We start from the raw sequence: 23,692 nt of genomic DNA on the forward strand, positions 1-23,692 counted from the left end.
CCGTATAAATGCTTGTCATGCTTTGTCCACCATATCGCATATAGATAATTGTATATGATATCGCCTATTTTGAGAAGGTGGGAAGAGTATGTCAAAGTTTTTAAAGGGGACTTTTATCCTATTAGTTGCTGGATTGATTACAAGAGTCCTTGGTTTCATTTATCGGATTGTCCTGGCGCGCAGCATTGGTGAAGAAGGCGTCGGCTTATATATGATGGCATATCCTACATTTATCCTTGTGGTGACAATTGTGCAGCTTGGGCTGCCGGTGGCGATTTCGAAAAATATTGCTGAGGCGGAGGCAAAAGGTGATCATGCCGGGATTAAAAAAATTCTTGTCGTTTCCCTTGCCACAACGATTTCGCTATCTATCATTATAACACCTGCATTATTATTGCTGGCACCTGTTTTGTCAACAACACTTTTTACCGACCCAAGAACCTATTATCCTTTGATGGCGATTGCACCGGCGGTTCCCATTATCGCTATTTCTTCCGTGTTAAGAGGATACTTCCAAGGAAGACAGAACATGCGGCCATCAGCCGTATCGCAAATTTTAGAACAGCTTGTACGGATTACCTTAATTGCCGTTATGACCAAAGCTTTTCTCCCTTACGGAGTCGAATACGCGGCTGCGGCGGCGATGGCGGCTTCCGTTTTAGGTGAGGTAGTTTCTCTTATTTACTTAATGACAACCTTTAAATTTAAAAAACGCTTTAGGCTGCGCAAGAATTTTTTCCAGTTTGTCCATAAGGGGAAACAAACCTTTAAAGATTTGATGGAGATCGCGATTCCGACAATGGGAAGCCGAATGATTGGGTCGGTTTCGTGGTTCTTTGAGCCAATTGTGGTCGTTCACAGCTTGGCAATTGCGGGTGTGATGGCGGTTGATGCGACAAAACAATACGGCGCCCTGACAGGTTATGCAATGCCGCTGTTGATGCTTCCTTCTTTTGTGACTTTCTCGCTGGCTACCTCCCTTGTGCCAGCCATCAGCGAAGCAAATTCGCAGAAAAACTATAAATTAATAGAGTACAGGCTCCAGCAGGCATTAAGATTGACTTTTTTGACAGGCGGACTTGCTGTCATCGTGCTTTATGTGTTAGCAGATCCTCTGATGCAATTGATGTATGGTTCCACAAAGGGGGCTTATTTTATCCGGCTGATGGCGCCATTCTTTTTGTTTTATTATTATCAAGGCCCGCTTCAGGCCGTCCTTCAAGCATTGAACTTAGCAAGAGCGGCAATGATTAATAGTTTAATCGGGGCGATTGTGAAAACGGCCGTCATCTTTATCCTTGCTGCCCAGCCTGCCTTCGGAATTACCGGTGCTGCGCTAGGGATTATCGTAGGCTTTGTCGCTGTTACCCTCCTTCACTTTGCGACGGTCTTAAAAAGGATTTCCTTTCCCTTTTATATCCGCGACTACTTAAAAGGATTTTTGGTAATGGGGGCATCAGGCTGGATGGGGTTCTGGCTATTTGATAACATGCTTTTATCAGAACCTTTAGCTGTGAGAGTTCTGGCCGCTTTATTCGCGATGAGTATATCCTATTGTTTGATGCTTTTATTATTAGGTCTAATTAAAAAAGATGAACTGCAAAGAATCCCATGGATTAAAAAATTTTTTATAGCAAAATAAATGAAACCTCGCCGATTGGCGGGTCCAATAGGGCGGTTCATGAGGCGTAGTTGAATTTACGCGTTAAGAAGACACGCACATTTCTTGGCGTGTCTTTTATTCTTCGTCTAATAAATCGATAAAAAACTTTCCGTTTTCATAACTGCAGAAGGAGATTTTTTTAATGTCACGATATCCCTTTTTCTTTAATTCCTGACGAAGCCAGAGATTTGTTTTGTTTATTTTTTTTAGGTTCTCCTCATCAATCGTCCCATCCATAATTAATGGAATGGTGATATCGCCATTTTTCGGCTCGTTCTGACTTCCCTTCTGTCTTTCAATTACAGACAGGCTTCCAGATGACTCTAAAATAGCAAACTCAACATCTGCAATGCTGCGAATGTCCTTCTCTCTTAATTGGGTCAATAAATCATCAAAATTATAGCGCTGCTTCCGCATTGCATCCTCGTCTACCTTCCCTCTGTTAATGATAACAGTCGGCTTTCCATCGACCATATCGCGGAACCTTTTACTTTTTAAGGAAAGAAGCGCCATTACAATTTGGATAATCATGAGCAAGAACATCGGCAAAACAGCATGAAATAATTTAACGTTTGGTCTTTCGATTGCGACAACGGCCAATTCACCAATCATGATAAAGACAACAAGATCAAGAATACTAAGTTCCCCAATTTCCCGTTTTCCCATAGAGCGAAAAATGACAAGAATAACAGCATATAAAAAAAGAGTCCTAAAAAGTATCGTTAGAAAATCTTCCACCCTATTGTCGCTCCTTTAATTGCATTCCATTATATTGTTTGCTCCTAAAGAAAAAATCATGAAAGGTATAATATCCCAGATGTGATTTTAGGAATAAACGAAAATTTAATTCTACTTTGCCGCCCTTCTGAATACGCTTGTACTAGGAAGAAAACTGTATTCCGGGCCTTCGTGAATAAAATATCCAAAATAGATTAAATTTAGCCCGGCAGGAACAAAAGGGGGAGAGAGTCATCGAATCAAAGAGCTTTGGTACAGCCATACTGTACGGATTAATTTTTATTTTCGCTTTTGCAAGCATTGCCAGCCTTATTTTTTCCTTTGTGTTAAGATTCACGTCCGCCCAGGAGTCAACACTTCAATATGTGGTAACGGCCCTATCATTTATTGGCTTGTTTGGGGGAGGGTTTCTGTCCGGGGGCAAGCGGAAAGAAAAGGGCTGGCTGATCGGCGGCGTTACTGGTCTGATTTACTCACTAATCGTCTTTTTATTTCAATACCTCGGCTATGACCGGCTGTTTTCTGCTGAGCAAGTAATCTATCATACCTGCTATACATTAATTTCAATGATGGGCGGAATTTTAGGAGTTAATATTGCAACTAATAATTCAAGAACTGCGTAAAAGAGCAAAAAAAGGAAGCTGTTATCGAAACAGCTTCCTTTCCTGTCTTATACTTGTGCTTCCTTACTTGACTCAGTCACTTCACGAATGGCAGAGCGGTCATATGTAAGACGGCTTCCATCGCCACATTTGATGACAACCTTATTTTCATCGATTGAATCGACAAAACCATGTAAGCCGCCAATCGTGACAATCTTGTCACCCTTTTTCAATTCACTTTGCATGTTCTGAACCGCCTTTTGGCGCTTCTGCTGCGGGCGAATTAACAGGAAATAAAACAAGACAAACATTAAAATTAATGGAATAATGGATCCCAGATTTCCCATACTGTTTCCCTCCTTTCAAAAAATATCTATCAGAAATTCTTCGCGTTTGGCTGATTAAACCCGTAACGCTCAAAAAATTCTTCGCGGAAATCACCAAGCCGGTCTTCCATGATGGCTTGTCTGACCTTCTCCATTAATCTTAACAGAAAATATAGATTATGGTAAGACGTTAGACGAATTCCAAACGTTTCATTACAGCGAATTAAGTGGCGGATATACGCCCTGCTGTAATTTCGGCATGTATAGCAATCACACTCAGGGTCAAGCGGGCCAAAATCTCTTGCATATTGGGCATTTTTTACAACAAGCCGGCCAGAGCTTGTCATCAGAGTCCCGTTCCGGGCAATTCTAGTCGGCAGGACGCAGTCAAACATGTCAATCCCGCGAATAGCCCCGTCGATAAGTGAGTCTGGTGAACCAACCCCCATTAAATAGCGAGGTTTATTGGCTGGCAGCAGCGGCGTGGTAAATTCAAGCACACGATTCATAACATCCTTAGGTTCGCCGACAGACAAACCGCCAACAGCATACCCTGGGAAATCCAGCGACACGAGATCCTGGGCACTCATCTTGCGCAGTTCCTCATATTCCCCGCCTTGAACAATTCCAAATAATCCTTGATCCTCAGGGCGCTGGTGGGCATTTAAGCAGCGTTCGGCCCATCTTGAAGTCCGCTCCACCGATTTTTTCATATATTCAAAGGTTGCCGGGAAGGGCGGGCATTCGTCAAAAGCCATCATGATATCCGAACCAAGGGCATTTTGAATTTCCATCGCTTTTTCCGGCGATAAAAATAATTTCTCGCCGCTAAGATGGTTGCGGAAATGAACTCCTTCTTCTTCAATTTTTCGGAATTCACTTAAACTGAACACCTGGAAGCCGCCCGAATCGGTCAAAATCGCCCGGTCCCAGTTCATAAATTTATGCAGTCCACCCGCCTCTTTAATGATTTCATGGCCGGGACGGAGCCATAGATGATAAGTATTACTTAAAATAATGCCGGCACCCATTTCTTTAAGGTCTTCCGGTGACATTGTTTTAACGGTTGCAAGCGTTCCTACCGGCATAAAGGCCGGGGTGTCGAAAGAACCATGCGGGGTGTGAACCCGGCCAAGGCGGGCCCCCGTCTGCTTACACGTTTTGATTAATTCATAGCGAATTGCAGTCAAATTGTTTTCTCCTTCCAAAAGGCGGTGTGATTAGTGCTAAGCAAAAACTTATTTAAGTGAAGAATGTATTTTTTATACCAAGCTTTGCTAAAGTAATTCATTTATGCGTCGCTCCGCCCCTTTTCCACTAAATGATAAACATCGCATCGCCAAAGCTGAAGAAGCGGTAACGTTCCTCAACGGCTGTATGATAAGCTCGCAAAATATTTTCCCGGCCAGCCAAGGCACTGACCAGCATAATTAGTGTGGATTTTGGTAAATGAAAGTTTGTAATCATGCCATCGATGGCTTTAAATTCGTAACCTGGGTAAATGAAAATACTTGTCCAGCCGCTGCCTGCCTTGAAATTGCCATCGTTTGCGGAAGCAATTGTTTCCAACGTCCGTGTTGAAGTGGTTCCGACCGTAATGATCCTGCCGCCGTTCCTTCTTACCTCATTAAGAAGCTCAGCCGTTCCTTCGGTCATTATATAAAACTCAGAATGCATGTCATGCCCTTCAACATCATCCACACTTACCGGCCTGAAGGTACCGAGACCAACATGTAAGGTGATAAAGGTAACATGGACCCCTTTTGCTTTAATCTTTTCCAGCAGTTCTTCCGTGAAATGGAGGCCGGCCGTCGGCGCCGCTGCCGACCCCGGTTCGCGGGCATAGACTGTCTGATAGCGATCGCGGTCTTCCAACTGCTCTTTTATGTATGGCGGAAGCGGCATTTCGCCGAGCTGGTCGAGCACCTCGTAAAAAATTCCCTCGTAGCTAAATTCCAAAATACGTCCGCCATGGTCCGAAGTTCCAGTGCAAACAGCTTTTAAAAGACCATCGCCGAACTCGATTTCGGTCCCTTCCTTCACACGTTTTGCAGGCTTTACTAAGGTCTCCCATCGGTCACCTTCGGTCTGCTTTAGGAGAAGCACTTCAATTTTGGCGCCAGTATCATTTTTGACACCAAAAAGGCGTGCAGGAAGTACCTTGGTATCATTAAGGACAAGGCAGTCTCCCTCACGCAAGTATTCGGTAATATTTTTAAACACTTCATGCTTTATGTCGCCTGTTTCTTTATTTAGGACCATTAATCGGCTATCCGTCCTGTTTTTAAGCGGTACCTGCGCGATTAATTCCTCAGGCAAATGGAAATCAAAAATATCAACTTTCATATTTAAACATCCCTACTCTTAACGAAATCTTCCCATGATGTAAAAAATCAGGGATAACACAATACTAACCAAAATGGAGGTAACCACAGGGAAATAAAAGGTAGTATTCCCCTTTTTAAAAACAATATCCCCCGGAAGCTTTCCGAGATGCAAAAACTGCATTAAAAAACCGATTAGAAAAAGGACTCCGCCTATGATCATAATTGTTTTCGATAGCCCCATCACGGTGAAGGTACCTCCATGCCGAAATGATGATAAACTTTAGGGGTGACCATCCGGCCCCTTGGAGTTCTCTGAAGAAAACCAATTTGCAGCAAATAAGGCTCATATACATCTTCAATTGTTTCTGCCTCTTCTCCGATGGAAGCAGCAATTGTGTCCAGTCCGACAGGGCCGCCGCGAAATTTTTCGATAATTCCCTTTAAGAGTTTATGGTCAATATGGTCAAGGCCAAGCCGGTCGACCTGCAAAAGTTCCAATGCTTCCTTGGCCAGGTCAAGATTGATGGAACCGTCCCCTTTTACCTGGGCAAAATCACGGACGCGTCTAAGAAGGCGGTTGGCAATCCTTGGGGTTCCACGAGCACGTCTGGCAATTTCTCCGGCCGATTGGTCATCGATTTCCGTATCGAACAATTCAGCCGTTCGTTTAACGATATTTTTAAGCTCATCCTCTTTATAATACTCGAGCCTGCCCAAAACTCCAAATCGGTCACGAAGCGGGGCGGAAAGTGCCCCAGCCCTTGTAGTGGCACCGACGAGGGTAAACGGCGGAAGGTCGAGGCGCACCGATCGAGCGGTCGGCCCCTTCCCGATGACGATATCCAGACAAAAATCCTCCATCGCCGGATATAAAACTTCTTCAATGGACCTTGGGAGCCGATGTATTTCATCAATAAACAATACATCTCCCGGTTCAAGAGCAGTCAAAATCGCAGCTAGATCACCCGGACGTTCAATTGCCGGCCCGGACGTGGTCCTGATATTGACGCCCATTTCATTCGCGATGATGACAGCAAGCGTCGTCTTACCTAGTCCGGGCGGTCCGTAAAGGAGGACATGATCCAAGGTTTCTCTCCGCAGCTTTGCAGCCTTGATAAAAACCTCCAGATTCCCCTTCACCTGATTCTGCCCGATGTATTGCTTTAATGTCTGCGGCCTAAGACTTTGTTCCAAGCTTATTTCCTGCTCGTTTACTTCACCGGAAATAATCCGTTCTTCCATAAACCATCACCTATTTCAAAAGCCGTTGAAGGGCCTTTTTGATATATTGGTCAGTTGTCAGCTGTTCCTTTCTTAATTCAGGGGAAATCTTTTTAATTTCTTTATCAGAGTAGCCCAAAGCTTTTAAAGCAAGCACTGCTTCCTCAAATGCCTCGCCGCCGTCCTGTGTATGTACTGGAAGTGTATCCGCATTGAAAAGATTCGGAAAATAATCCGGAACGATATCCTGTAATTTCCCTTTTAAATCAAGGATCATTTGCCGCGCAGTTTTTTTGCCGACCCCAGGGAATTTAATTAAAAAGCCTTCGTCCTCATTTTCAATCGCGTTGACCACCTGCTGGACCTCGCCTGATGCCAGGATCGCCAGAGCCCCTTTCGGCCCGATACCTGATACATTTAACAGCTTTGTAAAAAGCCTTTTTTCCTCACGAGATTCAAAACCGTATAACGCCATGACATCTTCCCGTACATAGTGATACGTATAGACCGTCACTTTGGTTTCGATTTTTCGCGAATAAACGAACGGATTTGGCGTGGCAATCTGGTAGCCGATGTCATTGTTTTCGATAACGATATATTCTGGACCGACAAACTCAACGGTACCTTTTATAAATTCAAACAATCTGGTTCTCTCCCCTAGTTTCCTGCTGTGCTTACACACTGTATTCCATTCTATCATACAATTTTGGGTGAGTTGAAGAAAATCGGTGCCGGAAAAATAAAATTCAAGTCGTGATTGCGATTCGCCGATAGAATGGCAAAATTCGCCGATAGATCCCTTAGATTCGCCGATAAAGTGACTTAATTCGCTGATAGAAACTTAAAATTCGCCGATAGAAGTTTACTCTTTTAAAAAACAGGTAAATATTTCAGAGTTAACGAAAAAAAATCAGGCTGATAACTTAATTTCAGACTGATTTGATTCCTTTTTATTCTTTTTTTATCGAATAAGGCTTAAATGTCTCCAAAACCTCGACATATCGATCTTTGTTTTTAATAGGAATTCCTTGAAGCAGTTCTTTTTGCGCCTTACTTTCGAGCTTTTTGATGTCTATTTGAAAAAACGATTGAATAATTCGCGAGCGGTCAGGTCTTCCATTAAAAATAGTTAAGACGCCGTCATCAGTAATTCCAAAATAGCCGTTTCCCTTTAATAACGGGGAAATATCATCGACCTGCTGTTTAAATACTACAGTAGATTCATCAATACTCAAAACCTGCCATTGGTCATACTTTGCCCAAAAGTTTTCCATGGACCAGACTGTTTCCTGGAATGTTTCTTGACTGATTTCACCATCAAGGTAGACTCGTTCTAAAGTCACTGTCATTTGCAGAGGTTCGGTATTTCTTTGGTCATTGAGCTGGGCTGCTGTGACAGTGCTTGTTCCACCAAAGACTTCTCCTCCTATTAAGAGAATAGCAAACCATGACCACGACAGCATTTGTTGTTTGAACCTCATGCTAATCACCTCTTAAATGTTAAGAATTGAACATGTTTACAATTCTAGTTTAGCCTTTTTTTCCTTTTTTATCCGAACTCAAACAATACAAAAGGGCAAAGCATATTTTTGCTTTGCCCCTCAGTTCTATCGGCCATCAGGCTCTGGCTGTGGAAGTTCGTTGTTATGATTGCGGTCCCGTCCTAGAGAACCTTCATCGGTGATAACGTTAATGCTTCTTCCTTCAGCATATTTCTTTACCGCATTCTTGATTGCCCGCTTAGTTTCAGCAGCACGGTCTTGGTTGTTTAGTTTTACCGAGACAATCACCTGATCACCGAAAGAAACCGACCTTATGCTGCGAACATTATCGATATCGGCTACCCTGTCTCTAATTTGATCTGTCACTTGCTCTTGAAACCCTGGATCAGTCACTGTTCCAGACCCTATAGGTTTATTCAAGTGGCCGTGATAATTCATATCCGCCGTACTGAAACGGTTATCTCGCTGGAAAAAATTCCGGTCAGTTTTGGCTAAAGGTGTTGTAGGATTTTTCGGATTCCCATTTTCATCTTTTGTTTGCAGCGCATTACGTCTGTTTTCATTAATTACGTTGTCCTCGTCGCCAATTGTGTGATCCAATACTTCCGGCAAGGCACCGTCATTATCCCTTAAGTACCCATAATTATTATCGGAATGGTTTTCATTGGAATAATAACCAACCGGCCGCATCAGATTATTATTTTGGTCGGAGCTTTTGTTGTTGTTTGCACAGCCAGCTGCACCCATTAGCATTAGGGCAGAAAAAGGAATCATCCACTGTTTCTTGTTCAAGCGAAAAACCCCCTTCTAAACATCCTGAGCATATGAAGCATGCTCTTTATTAGGGTGTTAATTTTAAGGGAGTTTCATTCTCGTAGAACAGCTACATGATTATTCCAAAAGGTCCTTTAATTGCTCCACAAAGTTTTTTCTGTCAGTAAACTGGCCGACGGATAAATCAATAACCTGCCTTAATTTCGTCTCATCAGAATAAGATTTTTCCCTGATAATCCGATTCCATTCCCGAAAAATATCTGCAGGATATGCTAAAGCATATAAAAAAGCTGGCTCTCTTTTGTATTTCTTCATTTGAGTATAGGTTAGCAAATTGTCGTAGGACCAATCGATAAAAGGAAGAATTCGATTTGCATATTGTAAATAATCAAAAACCGGCGGTCCAATATTAATCAAATCAAAATCAATTAAATGCAGTTTACCTGTTTTGTCCCGTAAAAAATTATGATGGGCAACATCACCATGCAATATCACATCGGCTTCGTTATGAAAAAAAGTTTGTTGCTGTTCCATTCCTGTTAAAGACCAATACGCCCACGACACCATTTCCGAGACAAAAGGCTCCTTTATAAAATGGCGAAGGAAGGGAAGATTATTTAAAAATAAATGATACCTTTCCGTCCATTTTGCCAGAATATCTCCATTCGGCATCAATGTGCGATACCTTTTTTCAAAAGACTTAGTCGTATCGTGAAATTGTTCAATTAGGTCCAATCCTTCTTGGCGGTTACTGCGGGTATGAAAAGAAAAGGCGGATTTATTTGCGGAAAGATATTCGAGACAGCCATAATGGGTTCCTTCAAAATATAACTGTTCCTTTGAGGGAGGTTCTAAAAAACGATAGGTTTTCTTGAATCCCTCTTTTCTCAGCGTTGCAGTAAAAGCCTCCTGCAATTTCAGCTTTCGATGGTTCGAATACCCTTTAAGGATATAGCTTTGTTTTTTCGTCTTGATTAAAAAAACATTCCCACGAATTGGAACAAATTTGCTTATTTCACCCTGAAACTGTGACTGAAAATAAGAGAAGAGACGATCAAAATATGCATCGTCTCCGTTTCCACTTCTTATATTAACTGCTCTCATCAGGAAAACCCGTCATGCCATAGCCTGCCGGCCCCATTCCATAAGGGTTCATAAATGGCGGCTGGGCAACATTTAATGGTGCTGTATATGGCGCACTGTAAATTGGCGGGGTCGGTGGAACAAAAGCTTGTGGTGCTGGTGCTTGAGCGGGCGCTCCGCAGCCGCAGTCAACCATTGCTCCTGTTCCTACTGGCAGACCCTGTGCAGGATTTTGCATGAATGGTGCTGCAGCTCCTTGCACCATATCGTCTGACGATGGGAAATCCATTGCCCCCATTACCTGAGGGGCCGGCCCAGACATTTGCGGATAACCGTAGGGCAATTGTCCATATGGTGCTCCCGCTCCGTAAGGAACGCCCTGTGCCTGGCCGCCAAATGATGCTTCAGGCCCAGCTGGCATGGATGGACCAAATTCCATTCCTGCCGGATAACCTCCTTGTTGAGGAACTCCTGCTGGAGTAGGGCCATATCCGACTGGCATCTGCCCATATCCTGCCGGCATTTGGCCGTATTCCATTGGCATTTGACCATACCCTCCAGGCACGTGGCCATATTCCATTGGCATTTGGCCATAACCAACTGGCGCCTGACTGTATCCTGCCGGGACTTGACCGTATCCAACCGGGGCCTGGCTGTATCCTGCCGGGACTTGACCGTATCCAACCGGAGCCTGGCTGTATCCCGCAGGCATCTGCCCAAAGGCTGCCGGGTCCATGTAAGTTGTTTGCATAGCCGGATTGAATCCTGGGTTTTGAGCGCCCATAACAGCACCTGGGTTATAACCCGGATTTACAGCCGGCATATGCGGCATGAAAGCTGACGATTCATCATCATAATGATATGGCATATAGCCCGGGCCTGCAGCTGCAGGATATCCGGCTGGGCCCACCGCACCCGGTACGCCGGCCATTCCTGGAACACCAGCCATTCCTGGTGCCATTGGCATTCCAGCGCCACCTACCATACCCGGATCCATCGGCATTCCAGGACCACCTGCCATACCCGGGGCCATCGGCATTCCAGGACCACCTGCGTACGGCATATACGGCCCTGCAGGGAAACCATCGTATGGCGGACAGAATCCCGGTCCAGGCATGACTGGAGTCATCGGTACACAATAATCCTGCGGCATTTCTTGTACAGGAGCAACAGGTGCTGGAAAAGGAATTTCTTTCTTTGGAACTTCTTTTACTTCTGGAAGAATATTTACTGGTTTTGGCGGGAGATTCGGTTGTTCTTTAACCGTCATTTTTTGCATGTTCACTTGGTAGTAGTTATTGATGTCAATTTCAGGGACGACTTGTAGAGGCATTTTTGGAGTATATGGTACCTTTGGTACTTCTTTAACGATAGGCTGCTCTTTAATCGGCACTTCCTTTACTGGCATTTCTTTTACTGGCATTTCTTTAATGGGTATTGGTTTCTCCTTGGCAAATGGGTGTTCTTTCAGCGGAACCTCTTTTTTCGCTCCTAAATTGATTGCGCCTTCTTTTTTTATGGATCCGCCAGCTGTCGGAACCTTTATTTTCATACCGGGCATAATCATATCAGGGTTGCTGAGCTGCGAATTCAACTTCTTCAGCTCTTCAAAATTCACGCCGTACTTCTTGGCGATCTTCCAAAGAGTATCCCCTTTCTGTACGATATGGATCTTCACTCTGATTTCCCTCCTATGGCATAAGTCCATATAGTGTATGTGGAAATAGGCAAAATGCTAATATTCTTCACAAAAACTTATGCTATTTATTGAAAAATTATGAATAGGACCATTGCAGGGCAAAAAAAATAGATGCAGTCACAGCATCTATGTCATGAATGGTTTAGCATTCTCTTTAAAGCTAATTTTGCGTTTTTCGCGATCTCTGAGCTTACTTTAATGATATTATTGTTATTTTCGTCCTCAATGGTATCGAGGCTCCACACAAGATGCGGAAGGTCAATCCGGTTCATCGTCAGGCATGGGCACATATGAGGGTTTAGAGAAATAATCTGCTTATCCGGATGATTCTGGATTAAGCGGTTAACAAGATTCATTTCTGTACCAATGGCCCATGAAGAGCCTGGTTCCGCCTTTTCAATCGTATTAATGATAAAGCTTGTTGACCCGGCCAAGTCGGAAATTTCCACTACCTCGCGACGGCATTCCGGATGGACGATGATTTTCATGTCTGGATATTGTTCTCGTGTGTCAATCACATTTTGCACCGTAAAGTTTTCATGGACCGAGCAATGCCCCTTCCATAGGATGACTTTAATTTTTGAAAAATCACCCTCGTATTCGAGGCTGTCACTAATAGGATTCCAAATCGCCATTTCATCCAAGCCAACCCCTAGCTCGACAGCTGTGTTCCGCCCGAGATGCTGATCGGGCAGGAAGAGAATCCGCTCCTTTTGTTCAAATGCCCATTTGACCATTGTTTCAGCATTGGAAGAAGTAACGGTTGCACCTCCGTTTGCACCGACAAAGGCTTTAATGGCTGCAGTAGAATTGACATAGGTTAATGGCAGAATGGTGTCTCCAAATAAACTTTGGAGTTTATCCCACGCTCTTTCAGTTTGGTTTAGGTCGGCCATATCAGCCATTGAGCAGCCGGCCCTCATGTCAGGCAAAAATACCTTTTGACTTTTGCTGGTTAAAATATCTGCTGTTTCCGCCATAAAATGGACTCCGCAGAAGATAATGAATTCTGCTTCTGTATTTTCAGCCGATAACTGCGCTAATTTCAGGGAATCCCCAGTTGCATCGGCAAATTGAATAACTTCATCCTTTTGATAATGGTGTCCCGGTATAAACAGACGGGATCCGTATTTTTCTTTTACTTCCTTAACTCGCGCTTCGAGCTCCTCGCGGGACATCTGCTTGTATTTTTCAGGAATCATTTTATTTGCCTGGAAGGCTGCCAAAATGCTCATCTTATTCCTCTCCTTTGCTCCATAGCACTTTTACACTAATATCTAACGCTTTATAGGAATGAGTCAAAAATCCCAAGGAAATGTAATGAACACCTGTGTCTCCATAGGAAGCAAGATTGCTCAATTGAATCCCGCCTGAAGCTTCAGTGATAATTCCCGACGGCACCAATTTAATCAGCTCTTTTATTTCATCAGGTGTCCGGTTGTCAAACATGATGACATCCACACCGGATTGGACGGCTTCTCTTACCTGCTCCTCGGTTTCAACCTCTACTTCCACCTTCACCATATGACCGGCTTGTTTTCTTACTGCCTCCACTGCCCTGCTGATGGAGCCCGCAAACGAAATATGGTTATCTTTAATCATCACGGCATCATACAACCCAAAGCGGTGATTATAGCCGCCTCCAGAGCGGACTGCATATTTCTCCAGCATACGGAGCCCCGGCGTCGTTTTCCTTGTGTCGCAAATCCTTGTAAAATCGCTATTAAGAGTTGTCACGGCTTTGTTGGTAAGCGTTGCAATCCCGCTCATCCGCTGCACCAAGTTCAACACAACCCGTTCCCCTTTTAACAAGTCGGAAATTTTCCCGGTAACGGTTGCCAGCTGCTGTCCCTTTTCGAATGGTTCCCCATCCTTTACAAGAACCCGGGTTAAAAGATCCTGATTTAATAATTCGAATCCCGTTTTGATAATTTCTTCCCCACAAAAAATTCCTTCATCCTTGGCAAGAAAAACGATTTCGCCTTGCGTATCATCCGAAAAAATTAAATCTGTTGTGATATCCTGTTCGCCGATATCCTCGATAAAAAAGCTTTCAAGTAGTGAGCGCAGTTTTAATTTGTTCATGATTCCTCTCCACTTCTTTTTTTGTATGAATGATGGATTTCTGAAGCCAATTTTCATCATCCTCGGCTGGGTAATCGCTTCGGAAGTGCCCGCCGCGGCTTTCTGCCCGTTTTAGGGCTGATTCTGTTATCAATTTGGCGGTAATCAGCATAAAGATTTTTGTTAATTCTTGTTTTGAAAAAGAATCAATCGTTTGCAATTTATCGATTTTAAATTGCTCAAGCCACTTTTTTTGATTTGTTAAGGCAAGTTCATTGCGGACGATTCCTACTTGGTCCATCATCGAATCTTTTATTTGCTGGATGGATGGCAGCTTTAGTTTTTTATGGGTGTGCCTGCTTTTGTTTGTGACTGAGATTGCTGAAATGATTTCTGTCGGAGTTTTATTAATCCATTCCGCCAGTTTCTTTCCTTGATACAGTCCTTCCAGCAAGGAGTTGCTGGCCAGCCGGTTGGCTCCGTGCAGTCCTGTACAAGCCGATTCCCCAATGGCATACAATCCTTGGACGGATGTGCGGCCGATAAGGTCCGTTTTTATTCCCCCCATTAAGAAATGGCTTCCGGGAACAACTGGAATTTTCCCTTCAGTTAAGTTAATCCCATTGTTTTCACAAAGCTCAGTGATGGTAGGGAATCTTGTCTCAAAATCTCTTACATTCGTTATATCTAAAAATACTTTATGGCCATTTTTCAAATAGTCATAGATGGTTTGCGAGACAATATGTCTTGGGGCAAGGTCCTTGAAGGGATGAACTCCTTCCATCATCGGAGTGCCTTCCTCTGTTATTAGCTTTGCCCCTTCTCCTCTCACCGCCTCAGAAATAAGGCCTTTGGTTTCACCATTGACATATAAAAGCGTCGGATGAAACTGAATAAATTCCATATCGATAAGGTCAGCACCCGCCCGGTAAGCAAGGGCAATCCCATCACCATTGACTGTTTGGGCATTGGAGGTATAGCGATACAATTGCCCGCAGCCGCCAGATGCAAGAATGATGTGGCTGGCAAAATGCTCTTTGAGGTTACCTTTTGAGTCTTTAACTTTTACGCCAATACAGCGGTTGTTTTCAGGGTTGATGACCAACTCATATGCAAAGGCGTCCTCTTCAACCGTGATATGTGCTTTAAGTGTGCTAATAAGGTGCTCCACGACGTTCTTACCCGTCGCATCACCGCCGGCATGGACAATTCGGTGTTCACTATGGGCACCCTCCATTCCAAGCAGCAATTTCCCTTCCGAATCACGGTCAAATACCTTGGAAATATCTTGTATTAGGTTAGGTGCTTCATAAATGATTTCTCGAACAGCTTCCGGGTCATTATGAAACGCCCCCGCCTCCAAGGTGTCCTCTACATGTTTTTCCGGATGGTCTGCTGGTCCGATGGCTGCGGCTATTCCGCCTTGGGCAAGGTAAGAGTTTGCTGTTCGTAATTTCGACTTTGTGAGAACTCTCACATTTTTATGTTCACTTAAGTGGGCAGCTAGCTGTAAAGCCGCTATCCCGCTTCCAATAATTACAACATCTGATTTTGTCATTGTTTGACCCTCCTGGATTAACAGGTGTCTTGACATATATATTTACACAGAATTACACTAAACACAAGATATTTTTCTATTAAACTATAGGGAGAGCGGATATGAAATATTTTGATTATGCTGCCACCACCCCGTTGGATCCGGAAGCTGCAGAGATTTTTGTAAAGGCGTCGACCGAGTTCTTTGGTAATTCCAGCAGCCTCCATGATATCGGGGGACAATCTGCCGCATTGCTTGAGCATTGCCGGGAAGAAATGGCCCACCTTTTGGGCGTGGATAAACAGGGGTTGTTTTTTACAAGCGGGGGTTCTGAAGGAAATTTCTTGGCTATTGAGGCGTTATTATCCGCTCCAAAAAAAACCGGCAAACATATCATTGCCGGAATGGCGGAGCACTCGTCCGTCCATGGAATCTTGAAACGGCTTGAAAAAGATGGGTATTCTATTACCTATTTACCGTTCAATTCATCCGGGGTGATTGATCCTGAAAATCTATTAAAGACAATAAAGCCTGAGACCATTCTTGTTACCATTCAGCATGTTAATTCTGAAATAGGCACCATCCAGCCTATTGAGCAGCTTGCTAAAATATGCACTGGACACGATATCCATTTTCATACCGATATAGTCCAGTCGTTTGGAAAAATCGATGTACGAAACGTTACATCTTTGGTAAGCAGCTTTTCTTTTTCCGGACATAAAATTTACGGTCCAAAAGGAATTGGAGGAGCGTATGTTAATCCAAAAATTGCATGTAGTCCATTTTTTCCGGGGACTTCTCATGAAAAAGGATTTAGGCCCGGTACGGTGAATGTGCCTGCAATTGCCGCGATGACCACCGCAGCCCAGAAAATTACGGGCAAAGTTCAGGAGAATGCGCGAAGATTTGTTGAACTTCGGCACACATTTCTTAACGCCCTTCAACCTATTAGTGAGCGTGTCCACGTGTACCAGTCCTTGGTTGATTCACAGCTGCCGAATATCATCGGCATGCGGATTTCCGGCATCGAGGGACAATGGATGATGCTCGAATGCAACCGGTTGGGCTTTGCAATATCAACCGGAAGCGCCTGTCAGATTGGCATGCAGACGCCTGCAAAGGTTACCCAGGCATTGGGGCTGACAATTGATGAATCCAAGGAATTTATCCGGATCTCATTCGGCCATCCCACAACGATGAATGAAGTCGAAGCTTTGGGCGCAGGGATATTGAAGATTGCCAATGAATTTGCGGTCTCATCTGTTATTTAATTAGTCGATATTATGTTAGAATAGGTTCACAGATATCAAATGGGAGGGTTTTTATGACGGAGCAAAAGAAAATCTTAGGGGAGGAAAGGAGGACTCTGATATTAAAACTGCTAAAGGAAAGTGCTTCGCCACTAACTGGAAGCGACCTTGCTGCCAGAACTAATGTAAGCAGGCAGGTCATCGTAGGCGATATCACTCTCCTTAAAGCGAAAAATGAACCGATAATTGCGACAAGTCAGGGGTACTTGTATTTTAGCCAAACTCCCGGCGCCCATGTTTACGAAAAAACAATTGCCTGCCGCCATAACCCAGAGGACACGGAAAAAGAGCTGTATATTTTTGTTGATCATGGCGTGACCGTAAAGGATGTTAGAATTGAGCATGCTGTTTACGGGGACTTAACAGCTTCGATTATGGTTTCGAACCGGCAGGAAGTGAAGCAGTTTATCGAAAGAATTCGCAGCAATAAGGCAGCTTTTTTATCAGAGCTGACAGATGGCATCCATCTGCATACAATTACTGCCTCTAGTGAGGAAGCAATAACGCGTACGGAAGCAGCCATGAAGGAAGCAGGATTTTTGATGGAATATTAAAAGGACTCGTCGGTTGACGGGTCCTGATTTTCCCTTATAGTACTAATTCATCTCAACCATAACCGAGGGATAACTCCCCAACAGCTTCACGCCGCAGCCTAATGCTTCCAACTCAGCCATGGCCCCTGGAATTAACACTTCATCAAGCTTCATTTCTAAATCAATAATGAAAAAGTAATTGCCGATACCGGTTTTCATTGGTCTAGACTCTATTTTCGAGAGGTTAATCCGTCTCCACGCAAATGCAGACAGCACCTGATGCAGCGCACCCGCCTGGTCTGATGGAAGAGTAACCATTAAGGTCGTTTTATGGTGGCCTGATCCGCTTAATCCCTTTAATTCGGTTTGTTCTTTTGCCAAAACAACAAATCGAGTATGGTTATAATCAAAATCATGGATATTTCTACGGACAATTGAAAGGCCGTATTCCTCCGCCGCAAGCTCATTAGCGATGGCCGCAATATTAGCCTCAGGTGCTTCCATCACCATTTTTGCAGCCGCCGCTGTGGATGACACACTTTCAAACGGAACACCTTTTAATTGCGTATGTAAAAATTTATGGCACTGGGCAATCGCATGCGAATGGCTGTAGACTTTTGAAACCTGCTGCCAGTCCGAAGCATTTGCAGGATGAACCATTAAATGCTGCTTAATAGGAAGCGTAATTTCGCCAATAATCGGAAGATCGACTTCCTGGGTTAAATAATCAAGGGTAATATTGACGGATCCTTCGAGGGCATTCTCAAGCGGAACAACAGCGAAATCCACTTCCTGTTCAACAACAGCATCCATGCATCCCGGAATCGTCTGAAACGGTATATGTTCAAATCCCGAAAAAACTCTTCTAACGGCTATCTCTGTGAATGTCGCCTTTGGTCCTAAGTATCCTACCTTCACTTTTCTCTACTCCCTTTCTAAAAAGAAAGCTGAGAGCCGGGCCAGTGAACTTTTGTTCACTATGCACCTGTTCCCAGCACTTCAACCTTTTCTACAAATTCAAGCTTTCTTAGTTCGGCCAGCAAAGAATCTATATCATGTAACATACCGGCAGTGTTTAATGAAAGTGTAACATTAGCTCGCCCCATAAGCGGAATCGTTTGGTGAATCGTTAGAACATTACAGCCTGAACCCGCAACAACACTTAACAGTTTTGATAGGGTTCCGGAACGGTCCTCTAAATGGAAAAATAACGAAATGATTCTGTCCTTTGAAACCGAAGAAAAAGGAAAGACAGTATCTCTATATTTATAAAAAGCACTTCTGCTTAAATCCACCTTTTGAACTGCATCCCAAATGGATTCTGCCTTCCCTCTTTCCAGCATGTCCTTCGCTTCGATGGTTTTCTTCATCGCATCCGACAGAACATCCTCACGGACCAAATAAAATTTTTTATCAAAGTTAGCCATGCTCATCTCTCCCTCTTAGGGACCTCAACTTATTCTAAAAACTCAAATTCAAATTCCAGCAGCCTCACGATATCCCCATCTTTGGCTCCTCTTTTTCTTAAGGCATCGTCAACCCCAAGGCCGCGGAGCTGGCGTGAAAAACGGCGCACAGATTCATCCCTTGAAAAATCAGTCATCTTAAACAGTCTTTCAATTTTATCACCAGAAAGGACAAATGCTCCATCCGGATCTCTTGTAATGTTAAACGCATCAGCATCGGCTTCGTGTTTATAGACAACGCGGTGAACGCCTGTTTCCTCTTCTTCTTCATGCTGAAGCGGGAATTCCGGTGTTTCCTCAATCTTATCAGCAACTGCAAACAACAGCTCACGAAGACCTTTTCGTGATATCGCAGAAATTGGAAAAATCGGATAATTCTCCTGCAGCTTCTCTTTAAATATTTGCAAATTCTCTTCCGCATCAGGCATATCCATTTTGTTCGCGACAATAATCTGCGGCCGCTCGGTCAAACGGAGATTGTATTCTTGCAATTCCCTGTTAATCGTTAGATAGTCCTCATATGGATCTCTTCCCTCAGCCGCCGCCATATCAATAACATGGACGATGACCCTTGTCCGTTCAATATGTCGTAAAAATTGGTGCCCTAACCCAACACCGGCATGTGCGCCTTCAATAAGCCCAGGAAGGTCGGCCATGACAAAGCTTCGGCCATCTTCGGTTTCAACCATTCCGAGATTGGGAACGATGGTCGTAAAATGATATTCCGCAATTTTCGGCTTGGCTGAAGAAACAACTGATAATAATGTTGATTTTCCGACACTTGGAAACCCAACAAGGCCTACATCGGCAAGAAGCTTCAATTCTAGAATGACGTCGCGCTCTTGGCCCGGTTCGCCGTTTTCAGCAATCTCAGGAGCTGGGTTTGCCGGTGTCGCAAATCTGGTATTCCCACGGCCTCCGCGGCCTCCTTTGGCAATAACCGCGCGCTGACCGTGCTCAACTAAATCGGCAATGACCTCATTTGTAGCCGCATCCATCACAACCGTTCCCGGCGGCACTTTAACAATCATATCCTTGGCGCCTCTTCCATGCTGCCCCTTGGACATGCCGTGCTCACCCCGCTGTGCCTTAAAATGACGCTGATAACGGAAATCCATCAGCGTCCGCAAGCCTTCTTCCACTTCAAAAACTACATTTGCACCTTTGCCGCCATCACCACCAGCTGGACCTCCATTAGGTACATATTTCTCACGGCGAAACGCAACCATTCCGTTACCGCCATCGCCGCCTTTTACATAAATTTTTACTTGATCGACAAACATGTTGATCCTCCCGTCGTACTTTGAAATAACTGATGAATGCGACGAGATCGCGGGCGTATGCACTCAGAATTAAACTGCAGGCATAAACACCTCTAACGCGAATTCGCCTTCGGTAAATTCCTTAATGGTCACCTCTTGTGAACCAGCCAGGAATTGTTCAATCAGTTCCTTGTTATTTATTATCCCGCGAAAATCAAAAAAGAAACGAATTCCATCTGACTGCGGTTCAATTGTTATGGATAAATGGTTTTCTTGAAATGCTTCAATCGTCTGATTTAAACGGGCAAAAAGGGATTTTGTCCATTCAGTTAATTGGAAGTCATTAATCTTTATGTACTCAGAATCCTCAAAAACCTCATATTCTAGCTGAAAGGCATGACTTTCCCAATTAGCTGTAAATAATAATGAGGCAAATTGCGGAAGTCCCAGATTAGACAGTTTTGTCTCATGCTGTGTCTCCACTACAATTTCCGTAATGACCTCTTTAACCCGGTCAATTCGATTTAAGTCGAGGTTACCTTTAATGAGTTGCAGCTTATTTAACCAATCATGTCGTGAATGCCGCAGCACTTCGATAATATCCCATTCTTTCTCCATGCGTACTCTCCCAATCCTTTATCGGAAACTATTTTCTGTTAGTATATCAAAAAAACAACCATGAGTAAGCAATTTTTATGTTGAATGATACGATTTGGAGAGGCAAAAGTGCAATGATGATGAATAAACAGGTGAGGGTGTTAAGGTAAAAAGAAAACTCTAACCGTTATGGTTAGAGTTTTCTAGTAACTTTAAGCTTCTTGAGCTACTGGATATACGCTCACTTTTTTGCGGTCACGACCAAAGCGCTCGAATTTTACAACGCCGTCGATTTTCGCAAATAGAGTGTCGTCTCCACCGCGGCCAACGTTTTCACCTGGGTAAATCTTAGTACCGCGTTGACGGTACAGGATAGAACCGCCAGTTACAAATTGACCGTCCGCACGCTTAGCACCAAGGCGCTTTGCGATAGAGTCACGTCCGTTCTTTGTTGAACCTACTCCCTTTTTAGAAGCGAAAAACTGAAGATCTAATCTTAACATTTGTTCCACCTCCTACTGTTTGAAGGTTAATTTTATGTGCTTTCCGTACTCCTTTTCAATCCCTTCAAGTGAGACAATCATCGCCTCAAGCAACAACTGAACTTTCTCTTGTGTTTCGTTTGAAATATTCTCTGGAAACGTACATTGGAGAAAGCCGCCATTCCCTTGTTTAACCTGTGCTTTGACTCCCGTAAGAGCCTCGATGGCATTCACTGTTCCAAATGAAACAGCCGATGCACCAGCACAAACAATATCTCGGCCGCGTTTTGCAAAGTCAGCATGTCCGCTCATCGTAAAGGAATGAACGAGTCCGGATTCAGTACGATTAATCGTAATGTGAATCATCTATTACTCAACACCTTACGCGTTGATTTTTTCGATGACTACTTTAGTATAAGGTTGACGATGACCTTGCTTCTTACGGTTGTTTTTCTTCGCCTTGTACTTGAAAACAATGATTTTCTTTTGACGGCCTTGTTTTTCAACTTTAGCTGTAACAGTAGCGCCTGCAACAACAGGGCTTCCTACTTTTACATTTTCACCGCCAACAAAAAGAACCTTGTCAAAAGTAACTGTTTCGCCAGCTTCTGCATTTAGTTTTTCAATGTAGATAGCTTGACCTTCTTCAACTTTCACTTGCTTTCCGCCAGTTTCGATAATTGCGTACATGAACTGCACCTCCTTATAAACTCAGACTCGCCAAAAACAGGCGCTTATGCTAAAGCGTAAGACTTACTACCTGTCATGTGCGGTTGTAGCACGGGTGCGCTACAAACATAACATTAAAATCATACATAATTTAGACGGAAGTGTCAACAGCTTTTTGGGATATCTCATCCACTGGCCCGAATTGCTTCAATAAATAATAATGTGCTGGGGCTATGGTGGTTGTAAAAAACATTTTAAAATGAAGCATTTCTTCCAAGATTTCTAAATGGGGAAGAAACTGCTCTTTAACCTCTTTTGTCGTTTCTACCAGGACTGCTTCAAATTCAGAATAGCGATGCTCCAATAGCTCCCTTTCTAGTCGGAACGCAATCGTCTCTGCACTTAAGATTTTTCCTGTCCCCTCACATACCGGACATTTTTCCTGCAACGCTTCCGACAAAGTAACCTTCGTTTTTTTTCTAGTCAGCTGCAGAATCCCTAGCGGCGTAAAGCCAATCACTTTCGTTCTTTTTTCATCCTTTGACAGCTCTTTTTCAAAAAGATTTAGAATCGATTGCTTGTCCGATTCACGATTCATATCAATAAAATCAATGAGCACAATCCCGCCAATATCACGAAGCCGCAGCTGTCTGACGATTTCTTTCGCTGCCAGCTGATTGGTTTTAAGTACGGTATCCTGGTAATCTTGCTTGCCGGAAAATTTCCCGGTATTTACGTCGATAATGGTGAGGGCCTCTGTTTCATCAAAGATGAGATAGGCACCATGGTCAAGCCAAACAACCCGCTTAAGAGCTTTATCAATTTCATGCTCAATTTGGTGGGCGGAAAAGATATTTTCTTTTCCATTATAATAGGTGCAGGCATGCTTTTCTCCGAGTAGTTTTTTTAGTTCTAGGTCATCTACGATGATTTCACCCGATGACATTTTTTCAGCTTGATGTTGAATCATTTCCAAAAAGGTATCTTTTTGAAAAATTAGTCCCGGCTTTTTTAAGGTAGCGGCTTTTTTGGTAAATTCCTGATATTGTTCACGCAGGCTGCTTATTTCTTCGCGGAGCTCATCTTCGGTTGCGATAATGCTTGATGTCCGAAAAATCAGGCCTTCTTCTTCGGTTTTCACGTGGTTACCTTTTTGTCGAAGCTGTGCTTTTTGTTTTTCGTCCGCGATTTTTTTGGATACTGCAACATATCGCCCTTTTGGCATGTAAATCATGCTTGTGCCTTGTATTTCGATAATACCTGAAACTTTCGGACCTTTGGTACCTGTTGCATCCTTGTCAACCTGTACAAGCAGCTTTTCCCCTTGATGGACGTAGGACGAGACATTTCCTTGTTTTTCTGATGCTAACACATATGCTGGAAGCTGATCACGATGTAAATAAGCATTTTTCTCTTCCCCGATATCGATAAAAACTGCATTCATCCCGGGTAAAACCTTTGTCACGGTCCCATAATAAATATTACCAACCAGCGATCCTTGTTCTGGCCGGTCAAAAATAATCTTTTCTATACGATTTCCACGAAGATAAGCGAAGCGCTTTTCCCGTCCTATGTAATTTATAATTAATGTTTCCAAACCTTGTTTCCTCACCTTTTTATAATAGCTTATTGGGTGTACTTGACACATATAAAAGACAAAATAGCGTCGAGTTACTTTCGAAATGTCCTTTAGACGCCTTCTATTGGACAAAATAGAGCCGCATTGCTTTCGAAGTGTCCTTTAGACGGCTCCTATTGGACAAAATAGGGCCGCATAGCTTTCAAAGTGTCCTTTAGACGGCTTCTATTGGACAAAAACAAGTCGCGTTGCACTCGA

The 23,692-nt window shown here is 43.6% G+C and carries 25 protein-coding genes, 1 pseudogene and 1 other annotated feature; of the genes and pseudogenes, 4 read left to right on the top strand and 22 right to left on the bottom strand.

The window, feature by feature from the left end:
* The first annotated feature begins 88 nt into the window (after window positions 1-88).
* Entirely contained in the window at window positions 89-1,642 is a 1,554-nt protein-coding gene (gene spoVB / locus ACFPA1_RS16405; protein ID WP_213144738.1) for a stage V sporulation protein B, read from the top strand.
* Between the two features lie 96 nt (window positions 1,643-1,738).
* Here spoVB and ACFPA1_RS16410 read toward each other — a convergent pair whose 3' ends face one another.
* Complete coding sequence (locus ACFPA1_RS16410; protein WP_213144737.1) at window positions 1,739-2,401, bottom strand: DUF421 domain-containing protein; 663 nt, start codon at window positions 2,399-2,401, stop codon at window positions 1,739-1,741.
* Window positions 2,402-2,664: 263 nt separating this feature from the next.
* On the opposite strand from ACFPA1_RS16410, the gene ACFPA1_RS16415 reads away from it, so the two are divergent.
* Window positions 2,665-3,024, top strand: coding sequence for a TIGR04086 family membrane protein (locus ACFPA1_RS16415; protein ID WP_213120644.1), 360 nt, complete (start codon window positions 2,665-2,667; stop codon window positions 3,022-3,024).
* Between the two features lie 47 nt (window positions 3,025-3,071).
* Here the strand turns inward: ACFPA1_RS16415 and yajC are convergent, their stop codons facing one another.
* The 13 genes and pseudogenes from yajC to nadB all read right to left on the bottom strand — a co-directional run bounded on the left by yajC (window position 3,072) and on the right by nadB (window position 15,557).
* Window positions 3,072-3,350, bottom strand: a complete 279-nt coding sequence (yajC, locus tag ACFPA1_RS16420; RefSeq protein ID WP_213144736.1) for a preprotein translocase subunit YajC — start codon at window positions 3,348-3,350, stop codon at window positions 3,072-3,074.
* Between the two features lie 29 nt (window positions 3,351-3,379).
* Window positions 3,380-4,519, bottom strand: coding sequence for a tRNA guanosine(34) transglycosylase Tgt (gene tgt / locus ACFPA1_RS16425; protein WP_213144735.1), 1,140 nt, complete (start codon window positions 4,517-4,519; stop codon window positions 3,380-3,382).
* A gap of 127 nt (window positions 4,520-4,646) precedes the next feature.
* On the bottom strand, window positions 4,647-5,675 hold the full coding sequence (gene queA, locus ACFPA1_RS16430; RefSeq protein ID WP_213144734.1) for a tRNA preQ1(34) S-adenosylmethionine ribosyltransferase-isomerase QueA: 1,029 nt from the start codon (window positions 5,673-5,675) through the stop codon (window positions 4,647-4,649).
* 18 nt (window positions 5,676-5,693) lie between these two features.
* Window positions 5,694-5,897, bottom strand: coding sequence for a DUF2905 domain-containing protein (locus ACFPA1_RS16435; protein ID WP_213145286.1), 204 nt, complete (start codon window positions 5,895-5,897; stop codon window positions 5,694-5,696).
* Window positions 5,897-6,898 carry a Holliday junction branch migration DNA helicase RuvB gene (ruvB, locus tag ACFPA1_RS16440; RefSeq protein ID WP_213144733.1) on the bottom strand — a complete coding sequence of 334 codons (1,002 nt, stop codon included), beginning with the start codon at window positions 6,896-6,898 and terminating at the stop codon, window positions 5,897-5,899. The genes ACFPA1_RS16435 and ruvB overlap by 1 nt, the downstream gene beginning before the upstream one ends.
* 10 nt (window positions 6,899-6,908) lie before the next feature.
* On the bottom strand, window positions 6,909-7,520 hold the full coding sequence (ruvA, locus tag ACFPA1_RS16445) for a Holliday junction branch migration protein RuvA (protein WP_213144732.1): 612 nt from the start codon (window positions 7,518-7,520) through the stop codon (window positions 6,909-6,911).
* 307 nt (window positions 7,521-7,827) lie between these two features.
* A complete protein-coding gene (locus ACFPA1_RS16450; protein WP_378584154.1) occupies window positions 7,828-8,358 on the bottom strand; it encodes a BofC C-terminal domain-containing protein in 531 nt (176 codons plus the stop codon).
* A gap of 126 nt (window positions 8,359-8,484) precedes the next feature.
* Window positions 8,485-9,171, bottom strand: coding sequence for a YhcN/YlaJ family sporulation lipoprotein (locus ACFPA1_RS16455; protein ID WP_378584155.1), 687 nt, complete (start codon window positions 9,169-9,171; stop codon window positions 8,485-8,487).
* A gap of 99 nt (window positions 9,172-9,270) precedes the next feature.
* Window positions 9,271-10,257, bottom strand: coding sequence for a phosphotransferase (locus ACFPA1_RS16460; RefSeq protein WP_378584156.1), 987 nt, complete (start codon window positions 10,255-10,257; stop codon window positions 9,271-9,273).
* 1,509 nt (window positions 10,258-11,766) lie between these two features.
* Window positions 11,767-11,914: pseudogene (gene safA, locus ACFPA1_RS29425) on the bottom strand (SafA/ExsA family spore coat assembly protein); the annotation flags it as partial.
* Window positions 11,915-12,066: 152 nt separating this feature from the next.
* Window positions 12,067-13,170 carry a quinolinate synthase NadA gene (nadA, locus tag ACFPA1_RS16470; protein ID WP_378584160.1) on the bottom strand — a complete coding sequence of 368 codons (1,104 nt, stop codon included), beginning with the start codon at window positions 13,168-13,170 and terminating at the stop codon, window positions 12,067-12,069.
* A gap of 1 nt (window position 13,171) precedes the next feature.
* On the bottom strand, window positions 13,172-14,020 hold the full coding sequence (gene nadC / locus ACFPA1_RS16475) for a carboxylating nicotinate-nucleotide diphosphorylase (RefSeq protein ID WP_378584162.1): 849 nt from the start codon (window positions 14,018-14,020) through the stop codon (window positions 13,172-13,174).
* Window positions 13,989-15,557 (bottom strand): L-aspartate oxidase, encoded by a 1,569-nt coding sequence (nadB, locus tag ACFPA1_RS16480; RefSeq protein WP_378584163.1) that lies wholly within the window; start codon window positions 15,555-15,557, stop codon window positions 13,989-13,991. Before nadB ends, nadC begins: the two co-directional genes overlap by 32 nt.
* Before the next feature lie 101 nt (window positions 15,558-15,658).
* On the opposite strand from nadB, the gene ACFPA1_RS16485 reads away from it, so the two are divergent.
* Both ACFPA1_RS16485 and ACFPA1_RS16490 read left to right on the top strand, forming a co-directional pair.
* Window positions 15,659-16,807, top strand: coding sequence for an IscS subfamily cysteine desulfurase (locus ACFPA1_RS16485; RefSeq protein ID WP_378584164.1), 1,149 nt, complete (start codon window positions 15,659-15,661; stop codon window positions 16,805-16,807).
* A gap of 53 nt (window positions 16,808-16,860) precedes the next feature.
* Window positions 16,861-17,400 (top strand): transcription repressor NadR, encoded by a 540-nt coding sequence (locus ACFPA1_RS16490; protein WP_378584166.1) that lies wholly within the window; start codon window positions 16,861-16,863, stop codon window positions 17,398-17,400.
* A 42-nt stretch (window positions 17,401-17,442) separates the two neighbouring features.
* On the opposite strand, the gene pheA is transcribed toward ACFPA1_RS16490, so the two are convergent.
* The 8 genes from pheA to ACFPA1_RS16530 all read right to left on the bottom strand — a co-directional run bounded on the left by pheA (window position 17,443) and on the right by ACFPA1_RS16530 (window position 23,452).
* Window positions 17,443-18,297, bottom strand: a complete 855-nt coding sequence (pheA, locus tag ACFPA1_RS16495; RefSeq protein WP_378584167.1) for a prephenate dehydratase — start codon at window positions 18,295-18,297, stop codon at window positions 17,443-17,445.
* Window positions 18,298-18,356: 59 nt separating this feature from the next.
* Window positions 18,357-18,812: an ACT domain-containing protein gene (locus ACFPA1_RS16500; protein ID WP_378584168.1), complete on the bottom strand. Its 456-nt coding sequence runs from the start codon at window positions 18,810-18,812 to the stop codon at window positions 18,357-18,359.
* A gap of 23 nt (window positions 18,813-18,835) precedes the next feature.
* On the bottom strand, window positions 18,836-20,128 hold the full coding sequence (gene obgE, locus ACFPA1_RS16505) for a GTPase ObgE (RefSeq protein ID WP_378584169.1): 1,293 nt from the start codon (window positions 20,126-20,128) through the stop codon (window positions 18,836-18,838).
* Window positions 20,129-20,197: 69 nt separating this feature from the next.
* Window positions 20,198-20,725 carry a Spo0B C-terminal domain-containing protein gene (locus tag ACFPA1_RS16510; RefSeq protein ID WP_378584170.1) on the bottom strand — a complete coding sequence of 176 codons (528 nt, stop codon included), beginning with the start codon at window positions 20,723-20,725 and terminating at the stop codon, window positions 20,198-20,200.
* 191 nt (window positions 20,726-20,916) lie between these two features.
* Window positions 20,917-21,207, bottom strand: a complete 291-nt coding sequence (gene rpmA, locus ACFPA1_RS16515; RefSeq protein WP_213144717.1) for a 50S ribosomal protein L27 — start codon at window positions 21,205-21,207, stop codon at window positions 20,917-20,919.
* Window positions 21,208-21,219: 12 nt separating this feature from the next.
* On the bottom strand, window positions 21,220-21,552 hold the full coding sequence (locus ACFPA1_RS16520) for a ribosomal-processing cysteine protease Prp (RefSeq protein ID WP_213144716.1): 333 nt from the start codon (window positions 21,550-21,552) through the stop codon (window positions 21,220-21,222).
* A gap of 15 nt (window positions 21,553-21,567) precedes the next feature.
* Window positions 21,568-21,876, bottom strand: coding sequence for a 50S ribosomal protein L21 (gene rplU / locus ACFPA1_RS16525; RefSeq protein ID WP_213120024.1), 309 nt, complete (start codon window positions 21,874-21,876; stop codon window positions 21,568-21,570).
* Between the two features lie 13 nt (window positions 21,877-21,889).
* Window positions 21,890-21,971, bottom strand: a sequence feature (ribosomal protein L21 leader region).
* Window positions 21,972-22,006: 35 nt separating this feature from the next.
* Window positions 22,007-23,452, bottom strand: coding sequence for an Rne/Rng family ribonuclease (locus ACFPA1_RS16530; RefSeq protein ID WP_378584173.1), 1,446 nt, complete (start codon window positions 23,450-23,452; stop codon window positions 22,007-22,009).
* Window positions 23,453-23,692 lie beyond the last annotated feature (240 nt).

Origin of the sequence: Neobacillus sp. GCM10023253 (genome assembly GCF_042653105.1) — a bacterium.
Lineage (GTDB): Bacteria > Bacillota > Bacilli > Bacillales > Cytobacillaceae > Neobacillus > Neobacillus citreus.